Genomic DNA, 8,572 nt, shown 5'->3' with positions numbered 1-8,572 from the left:
TGTAGTTAGCATCATTTGATAGTACAGCTATGTCTAGAGGAGGAGCATTGCTGCATATAGCAGCTGGACTGTCGTCAACTGCGACTGGTGTCTTCTTGACAACTACAGTTACAGTTGCTGCGTTTGAGGGGTATATGCCGTTTGTTACAGTATAATTAAAATCATAAGTACCGGAGGAGGTGGGTGCAGTATATCTAATATACGCGCCGGTGGTTCCGTTATTAAATATTTGAGTAGATCCAAAAAGGGGAGGATCTAAAACTGCAAGTACAGGTGAAGTTCCATAATTAATATCGTTGCCAAGGACATATATATCAACGTATGAACTGCTGCATACAGTAGCTGTGTCGGGATTTGCGATTGGGAGGGCGCTACAATCAACACCTATACAAATTTTAAAATACCCTCTAGTATTACCCTGATTATCTGTAGCCTTGAAAATGATCCAATCTGGCCCTTCATCACATGCAGCTCGGTTAGTAGATATATATCGAATCTGTTGACCGGCTGGCTGTAAAGTTGCTGTTCCATAAAAAGGTCCAAGAAAAATAGTAATGCCACCAGAAGAAGCAGTAGGGAAACAATACTTGAAAGCTTCATTTAGATTAAGATTTCGTTCAGCGCCAAATGGAACAGTATAACACTCTGTATAATCACAATAACCTATAACAACGTTGTTTGAAGTGCTTGGTGATGAGGAAACTGTACTTGAAGCTCCATATGTCCCAGATGCGTTACCTGTGAAGTTAACATCTCTATATTTGTCTGCGCCTATTGGTCCTGCAGTGTATGTCCATGAGAATGTTGTGCTTCCTCCTGCTGCTAGAGTTACAGGTGTGAATGGGGGGCCTGTTAATGGACCTGTCACAGTCCCTGTGCCACCAATAGTTAACGTCGAAGGTAGCACATTATTTGCCGTTTGGTCTCCAGTATTAGTAACTGTCATTACGACAGTTATTGTCTCGTTTGGTTGAACAATTGGCGTTGCAGATATTGAAGATGTAAGGATTGGAGCTGCAAATACAAAAGTGGAAAACAAGGTTAATATTAACGCTAAAACAAATATTACCACTATTATTTTTCTATTTACATTTAACATTGTTTACCCCCACCTATGTGATTTTATCGTAATTCTTATATCGTGAGGATATATATAATTTGGATTACCATAAACAGCTCCAATCAAAACAAATATCAAAAATACAGTCAATCCTATAGAACTTGTCTTACTCATACTTATTTTTTCCATTAAGACCATCCCCAACATCTATTATCATTATTGATACTCGATTATAATTTATTTATATAATATTTATTATAATATTTAATGATTTAAATAGTTTGCGGTTTTCTTGAAATAAATTGAAAGATTGTCAATTTTAATTAGAAATATCTCAATTTTTTAATGTCAAATAATTGAAAAATATATTAAGAAGTATTTTATAGAAATATAATATATAATCAATAAATATATTGTTATTTTTTTCGGGTTTTGTTAATAATTAAAACGTCAAGTGCCTACATTATTTACAAAATAGAGCTAATAAAATAATTATTTATTAAAGCCCACGATTTTATCCAGAAGAAAAATACTACCATTCTTATCCATCGGCTTATTGTCATTCCCGCACTTTGGCGAATATATACATGCTGGGCATCCTTCCTCACACGTGCATTCTTCTACTAGTTCTAGAGAAGTTTTAACTATTTCATCAAATAATTCGTAAGCCTTCTCAGAAAGCCCTATCCCCCCTTCAAATCCATCATATATGAATACCGTTGGCTTTCCAGTAGAAGGGTGAAAGTTAGTTGATAACCCCCCAATGTCCCAACGATCACACATGACGTGAAAAGGCATAATCCCAATCATGGCATGCTCAATCCCGTGGAGTGATCCACCGAAAACTTCCCTTCTTATGTCTACATTCTTTCTTTTATTCAAAAGTTCTAAAATATCCTTGTCAATTGCCCTCTTATCCCACAACTCATCCTCTATTGAAGAAGGAAATGTAAAGAAGAATCCAACGGTATTAAATTCAAGAGGGGGTAAATAGATATTTTTGTAACCTATTGCACTGTCTCCTCTCATAATCTTGTAAGCATTGTAATTTTCTGTTACTTTAAGATGCCCCAAAAAAAGTTCTAAATCGCCAATCGATTTTTTATCAATAATATCGATAATAGAAACAAAGCTTTCTTTTAGTACTTGGGTATAAAAATCAACATCAGTTTTATTCGCCCTGATTATCCCATTTTTTAGATCCATTGTATCCACAATGTATGTTTCACCTTGATGCAACAAAACTGCACCTTCGTGAGCTTCCCTGTAAGCTTGCCCTCTATCCATAGTTTCAAGTGTTTTATTCTGATACATTACTTTGAATATGTCACTAGAGATGCTGTCAAGACTTACTACCATTGGAGCGCTCTTTGTTCCAGAGTAAATCCAACCGTTTGGTGTTTCCTTGACAAGTGATTCAGTCTTTAATTCGCCCAAAATATCGGCTAAAAATTCACCCAAATATTTCCTATCCCTATCTAAAACTATCGGCAGTTCAGAAGACGCACACATCGTATGTCCAAAAAGAATGTATGGGTTAGAAAGATCAACTATTGCATGCTCATGGGATTTTCCAAAAAATACTTGAGGATGTCTCATGAAATATTGATCAAGCTGATTTTGAAATGCGACAAGTGTTGCAACTGAATCTTTTGTACCCCTGCCGGCCCTTCCAGCCTGCTGCCACGTTGATATAACGGTTCCAGGATACCCAGAAATAATCACACTGTCAAGACCCCCGATATCAATTCCAAGTTCAAGCGCATTTGTAGAAGTTACGCCTTTAATGACTCCATTTTTAAGGCCATTTTCAATCCTTCTTCGCTCTTCTGGCAGATATCCTGCCCTATATGCCATTATCTTGTCTTTCAGAGATTCTTCTGAAGGGTCCAGTGATTCTTTTGACCACCTTGCAATTAGTTCTGACATTTTTCTTGACACTGTAAAACATAGGGTCTGGAGTCCTTCTCTTATGAAAAATAAAAATAGTCTTTTTGATTCCTGATGGATTGATAGATAGTCCCCATCCTTATAGGGGTTATAAAAAATAAAATATTTTTTACCCTTGGGTGAGCCATCTTCTGAGATGAGTTGATATTTTAATCCGGTAAGCTTTTCTGCAAACTCTATTGGGTTTGCTAGAGTGGCTGTCGAAATAATAACTTGCGGTTTTGACCCATAGTACTCACATATCCTCTCTATCCTCCTTATCAAAAGTGAAACATTTGAGCCAAAAACTCCACGGTAGATATGGGCCTCGTCCAAAACTATAAACTTAAGATTTGAAAAGAAGTGCTGCCACTTGTAATGCCAGGAAAGAATATGGTGGATCTCATAAGGGTTTGAAACTATAATCCTGGATTCATTTCTTATTTTAGGCCTTATTGCTGAAGGGGTATCCCCATCATAGACATTAGGATTTACCCTAATCTCAGTCTCTAACTCAAGAGCCCTTAAGACCTTCAGCTGATCGTTTGACAATGCTTTTGCAGGATAGAGGTAGAGGGCAGTTGCATGCCTATCTTTTGATAGGGCTTCGAATATTGGGATGTTAAATGCGAGGGTCTTACCGGAGGCAGTTGGGGTTGTAATTATAATATTATTTCCTTTTCTTATTTCTTCTAAACTATCACGCTGATGCTTGTAAAGCCTAATATTTTTTCTCTCGAGATAATCACTGATGCTAATGGGCAGTTCTTCTTTGAGCTCCCCATATACAGGCCCTCTTTCCGGCAATGACTCAACATGGGCTATATTCCTATCAAAAGAGGGATCTTTCCTTAATTTAAGGAGTATGTTCTCAATCACTGGCTCCATTCCTCATAAAGTTTTGAAAATATCATTGTAAGTGTAATAAGATCCTGCCTATTGTGCTCAATTATCGGGATCACTGGGCCTATATTCCCAGTTCTTAGATAAGTTTCATAAAACTCAGGGACAAGGGCACTCGGCACATCATCATTCCTTTCAATTCCAAAAAGGTATTTTTCTAGCGTTACAAGCCTGCAATTTGGGTATTTATTCCTCCATGCCCTTCTAGAAAAATGGAGCATGTCAAAATGAGGTTTTTCGATATGGCTTCGCATGCCATAATAAGAAAGTCTTTCTCGAATATATGGGACATCAAAAGACTTGCCATTATAAGAAACTAAAACTGTATTTGGACCTATAAAAGAAGAGAACTCACTCAAAGCTGCAGGCTCTTGAGTTAAATCCTTTAAGAAATATTGATTTATCAAAAGATTTTCGCCATTAAATTTAGCGATGCCTATTAGTATTATTGGCCTATTGAATAATCCCAATGTTTCAATATCAAAGAAGAGGAAATCTTCCTTTTCATGAAAACCTGAGCAGCAGTACATAAGCTCATCTGATTGGGACAACCAGTAGGAAATTCGATCCATTATATTTTTGGAATTCATTGATTCAATTAAACTCAAGCAACTTTTGGCCTCTTTTGAAAAATACGGGTGGTAAACTAGGTCTTCTATTGTGTTATATCCTCTGCTTCTAAGATATTTTTTTTTCGTGTCCCCAATCCCATAGATTAATCTTAATTCTGATAAAATTTTTTCTTTTGCTTTTTCTCTTGAGAACTTCTTTAGATCTGAGTTGATATTCTGATTAATAGTGAATACGCTACCGTATCCACCATCAGATTCATGGCCCTCAATGACTTCAGATAGCTCCACATCTTGATATTTTTCCATCAGATTTTTCTTTAGATTCTGTGCATTGACATAATCATTATAATTAAGGCCAAAGGGCATCCCGTAGAAAAAGTCATTTTTTGTGTCTTCATTTTCTTCTACTAGCTCGTACTCTTTCACTGTGTCAATTTTCGATCTAAAACTTTTACCAATCCCACTAAAAGGTGACCTGTCAGAAACTTTTCCATTTTTCTCTTGCTCAGGTTTAAAATTAATGGACATACGCTCACAGGTTATAGAATTGACTAATAACTTTTAGTTACCGATTTCTATTTAAGAGTTATTATTATATTGTAGAATTAAATAAAATGAGTTAGAAATAAAAATAAAAATAAATATTTATTTAATTATTACATTTAGTTCAATTTCATCTACAGATCCGATAGCGGCATAGGCTGTTGCTTTTACTGTGTATGTTCCTGGTTGTACATTTGGAGAAGCGGTTATTGTTAAAATGTAAGTGCCTATGTTATGTGCAGTTATCTTTTGCAACTCTGGCTCTAAAGTGTAGGTTGCTCCTTCAGGCAATCCTTCAAATCTTACCCCAACATCTGTTTGAGTTAAAGATCCTCTGTTTTCTACTTGGACGAGTAAGGTCTGAGTTCCAGGTATGACTTCTAGTGTGGCTACAACTTTTCCATCAGATATAATATCGGTGCCTGTATCAAGTACTGCACCAACAGAACCATCTAGAGGGATTGGACCTCCAGGAATTGTCAATCGCTCAATATCCACACCAGGGTATAGTATAGACTCAGGTAGTGGTGTTTTGCAAGGTATTGTAACTACAACTTTTGCATAGTTAGATTCATCACACCCGTTTTCATTTTTAATTTTATAGTAAAATGTGTCCTCTCCACAGTAGTTACCCATTGGGCAGTAATAAATTTTGTTTCCAGATATTTCAGCAGTGCCATATTCAGGGACTGTTACGTCAACTATTGTTAAATTTGGAGAATCGATGTGGTCTGGATCTACGTCGTTTGCAAGGACATCAAAGATGGCGCATGTGTTTTCATTTGTTGTGTAAGAGTCATCGTTTGCGATTGGTGCAGTGTCACAAGGTGGTACACAGTTGACAGTTACCGTAGCTTTTACAATCTTTTCAACTGTCCTTGTCTTAGTATGACAAATCCACTCATTATGGCAGTTGTAATAATCCCAGCCACAGTTATGGCCCCATCTATCGCAGTCCCATCTTTTGTCACAGAAGCGTTCCCAACCACAATCTTGGTATTCTTCCGTCACTTCTATTTTAAAGTAGAAAGTATGCTCTCCACAGCAGTCTCTTGTTTCACATCCTTCGCATACCCATTCACAATCTCCACAGTGACAGCGGCAACTCGAACATTCCCAGTGACAGTCTGAACATTCTTCTACGTAGGGCATATATTGAATATAATCCGGACCTGTAACCTTCTTATAATCTAGCTCCCCACATATTTCAGAGGAACAATAGAACTTATCCTTAATATTTGCCCCTTCTGGTAGTCGAGAGTCATTCTCATACAACTTGTAGATTTCACCGCTATTAATGTTGTCTGTAATTTCATAGTCATAGCTTTGAATAACGTTTAAAGTTACTTTTACTGTCTTATATACTGTCCTTGTTTTCTCTTCGCATACTTCCTCATCACGACAGTTGTAATATTCCCAATATCCGTCAGTGCAGTGCCCATAACGCCATCTAGTACACACCCATGTTTTGTCGCATTTTCTCTCGGTATGGCATTCTGTGTATGTTTCCTGTGTTTTTACTTTGAAAAAGAAAGTAGCGGTGCCACAACAACTTCCAGGATCAAACTCTATATACCTATTTGTACCAGATCCTTTAACATCGGCATCCCCGCATGATTCACAGAAAGGATTATCATTTTCAATATAATACCCTGCGGGTAAACCTGGTATATCTCCCTTATAAATTTTAAATGTAGAGTCACTGTCAACAGTTCCAGTGACATAATAATCTGCTGTAGTTGGGCAACCGCCTCCAGTAGCCAATGCAAAACTTGAAAAAACAGTTGAAATTAACACTAATGATAACATTATTGAAATTAATTTTCTTTTTCCCATACCCCCTCCATATCTATATTTAAAAGTTCTATATAGACGCCTAAAATAAATTTTTAAAGTATAAAAAGTTTGCGGTTGTCGCAATCAACTTCGTCTAATGGCGTAGATTACTAATAAAAAAAGTCGTAATAAGAAAACTATATATTTTAAAGTATACAGAAAGTATTGACCTAAATGAAAAAGAATAACGAATATGAAAAGTATGGCTTTGACTGGCGAGGCATCCACAGAGACACAGGTACAATGTATGACAAAAAAGGCTTTGACAAAAATGGCATACATAATAAAACTAAACACAAGTATGACCTAGAAGGGTATAACAGGGAAGGATTTGATGTTTCTGGGTTTGACAGAGACGGATTTGATTTAGTAGGGTTTGACAAAGAAGGTTATGATAGAGGAGGCTACAATAGAAGGGGATTCAACCGAGAAGGCATCCACAAAGACACGAATAATAAGTTCAATCCCGAGGGCTACGATTCTTTTGGATACAACAAAGATGGATTTGACAAAAAAGGCATACATAGAGAAACAAAAACAAAATTCGATCCTGAAGGGTATAACTTAGAAGGATATGATGTGAGGGGATTTAATAGGAACGGCATACATCAGATAACTTGGGATGTCTTTGATCTTTTGGGCATGGACAAAGATGGAAACAAAATAGCGCCCCCTATAGAAGATCTATCAAGAATTGTTGGATCTAGACCTCCAAAGAAAAAGGAAATCAAAAAAGAGGCTTTATTAAAGCATAAGAAAAACAAAAAAATACCTAAAAGAAAAAAAGGTCAAGAAGTTATTGAAAATTTTATTTGAGTTTAAAAGACTTTTAAAACTTATCCACAATAGATATAAAGCATTCTGTTACTTTCCCTATCAAAGCAATATTATATGTTTACATAGATTTGTGTGAGAAGCAAGGTATTAGCGAGATTTGAGGAGAGATTTTTTGAGAGAGATTAGTGACGAAAAACTTACAAAATACTTTGAAATAGCAAAAAAAGCCTTTGATGACATCAAAATTAATCCCCCTAAAGGTTCCCATATGGAAAAAGTTGCAAATGACTACTTAGACATGGCAAAAAGGTACTATGAGGATGCAAAGTATTTCAAGGAAAAAGGGGACTACGTTACAGCTTTTGCCTCACTAAATTATCTCCACGGATACCTAGATGCAGGTGCAAGGCTTGGAGTATTTAAAGTTTCAACGAGCGAGTATTTCGCTTTTGAAGAGGAGACGAGGTGATTAATTGGATTACAAAGTAACACTTGAAGTTCCAATTATTGTGAGAGATATAAAAGATGGTGAAGATGCAATAAAAGTTGCAATGTCAACTGTTAATAAGAAACTAAAAGCAAGTAAACTAGAGTATGTTAAAGTTGAGATAGGTATGTCTCAGTGCCCAAAATGTGGCGATTATTTTGAAAGCTCATTTTTTGTTGGAGATGTTTCACTTGTTGGGATTTATCTAACGCTTGACATCTTCAACGCTGAAAATACTAAGCATGCAGAGAATATAGCAAAAGCTGTTGTAGGAAAAGCCCTAAAGGATGTTCCTTTCAAGACTTTTGAAATTAAAGAAAGGGTCGAAAAGGTTAGAAAGAAGCGTCGATGATGCCTGGATCGCCTATATCATAATAAGTTGATTCGCCTTCTTTTTTGTAAGGATGCCTTACTAATGTAGCCTTCCTTCTAACTTGCTCATCCTTTTCTAGCTTAACTATAAAA

At 36.4% G+C, this 8,572-nt stretch carries 7 protein-coding genes and 1 pseudogene; 3 read left to right on the top strand and 5 right to left on the bottom strand.

The features are described from left to right. The 5 genes from HPY60_10815 to HPY60_10795 all read right to left on the bottom strand — a co-directional run. Positions 1-1,099, bottom strand: a 1,099-nt coding sequence (locus HPY60_10815) for an Ig-like domain-containing protein (GenBank protein NPV51667.1), incomplete at its 3' end; no start/stop codon positions are given. 3 nt (positions 1,100-1,102) lie between these two features. Next, entirely contained in the window at positions 1,103-1,249 is a 147-nt protein-coding gene (locus HPY60_10810; protein NPV51666.1) for a hypothetical protein, read from the bottom strand. A gap of 303 nt (positions 1,250-1,552) precedes the next feature. Further along, complete coding sequence (locus HPY60_10805) at positions 1,553-3,877, bottom strand: DEAD/DEAH box helicase (protein NPV51665.1); 2,325 nt, start codon at positions 3,875-3,877, stop codon at positions 1,553-1,555. Then, positions 3,865-4,992: an exonuclease gene (locus HPY60_10800; GenBank protein NPV51664.1), complete on the bottom strand. Its 1,128-nt coding sequence runs from the start codon at positions 4,990-4,992 to the stop codon at positions 3,865-3,867. The genes HPY60_10805 and HPY60_10800 overlap by 13 nt, the downstream gene beginning before the upstream one ends. A gap of 117 nt (positions 4,993-5,109) precedes the next feature. After that, complete coding sequence (locus HPY60_10795) at positions 5,110-6,843, bottom strand: Ig-like domain-containing protein (GenBank protein NPV51663.1); 1,734 nt, start codon at positions 6,841-6,843, stop codon at positions 5,110-5,112. 174 nt (positions 6,844-7,017) lie between these two features. Here HPY60_10795 and HPY60_10790 point away from each other — a divergent pair. The 3 genes and pseudogenes from HPY60_10790 (at position 7,018) to HPY60_10780 (ending at position 8,459) form a co-directional block, all read left to right on the top strand. Then, positions 7,018-7,278, top strand: a pseudogene (locus HPY60_10790) (hypothetical protein). 499 nt (positions 7,279-7,777) lie between these two features. Then, positions 7,778-8,089 (top strand): DUF357 domain-containing protein, encoded by a 312-nt coding sequence (locus tag HPY60_10785; GenBank protein NPV51662.1) that lies wholly within the window; start codon positions 7,778-7,780, stop codon positions 8,087-8,089. 4 nt (positions 8,090-8,093) lie between these two features. Next, entirely contained in the window at positions 8,094-8,459 is a 366-nt protein-coding gene (locus HPY60_10780) for a DUF555 domain-containing protein (protein NPV51661.1), read from the top strand. The last annotated feature ends 113 nt before the right edge of the window (positions 8,460-8,572 follow it).

The sequence above is a fragment of the Methanofastidiosum sp. genome, assembly GCA_013178285.1.
GTDB lineage: Archaea > Methanobacteriota_B > Thermococci > Methanofastidiosales > Methanofastidiosaceae > Methanofastidiosum.
This window is presented reverse-complemented; position numbering and strand designations above follow the sequence as displayed.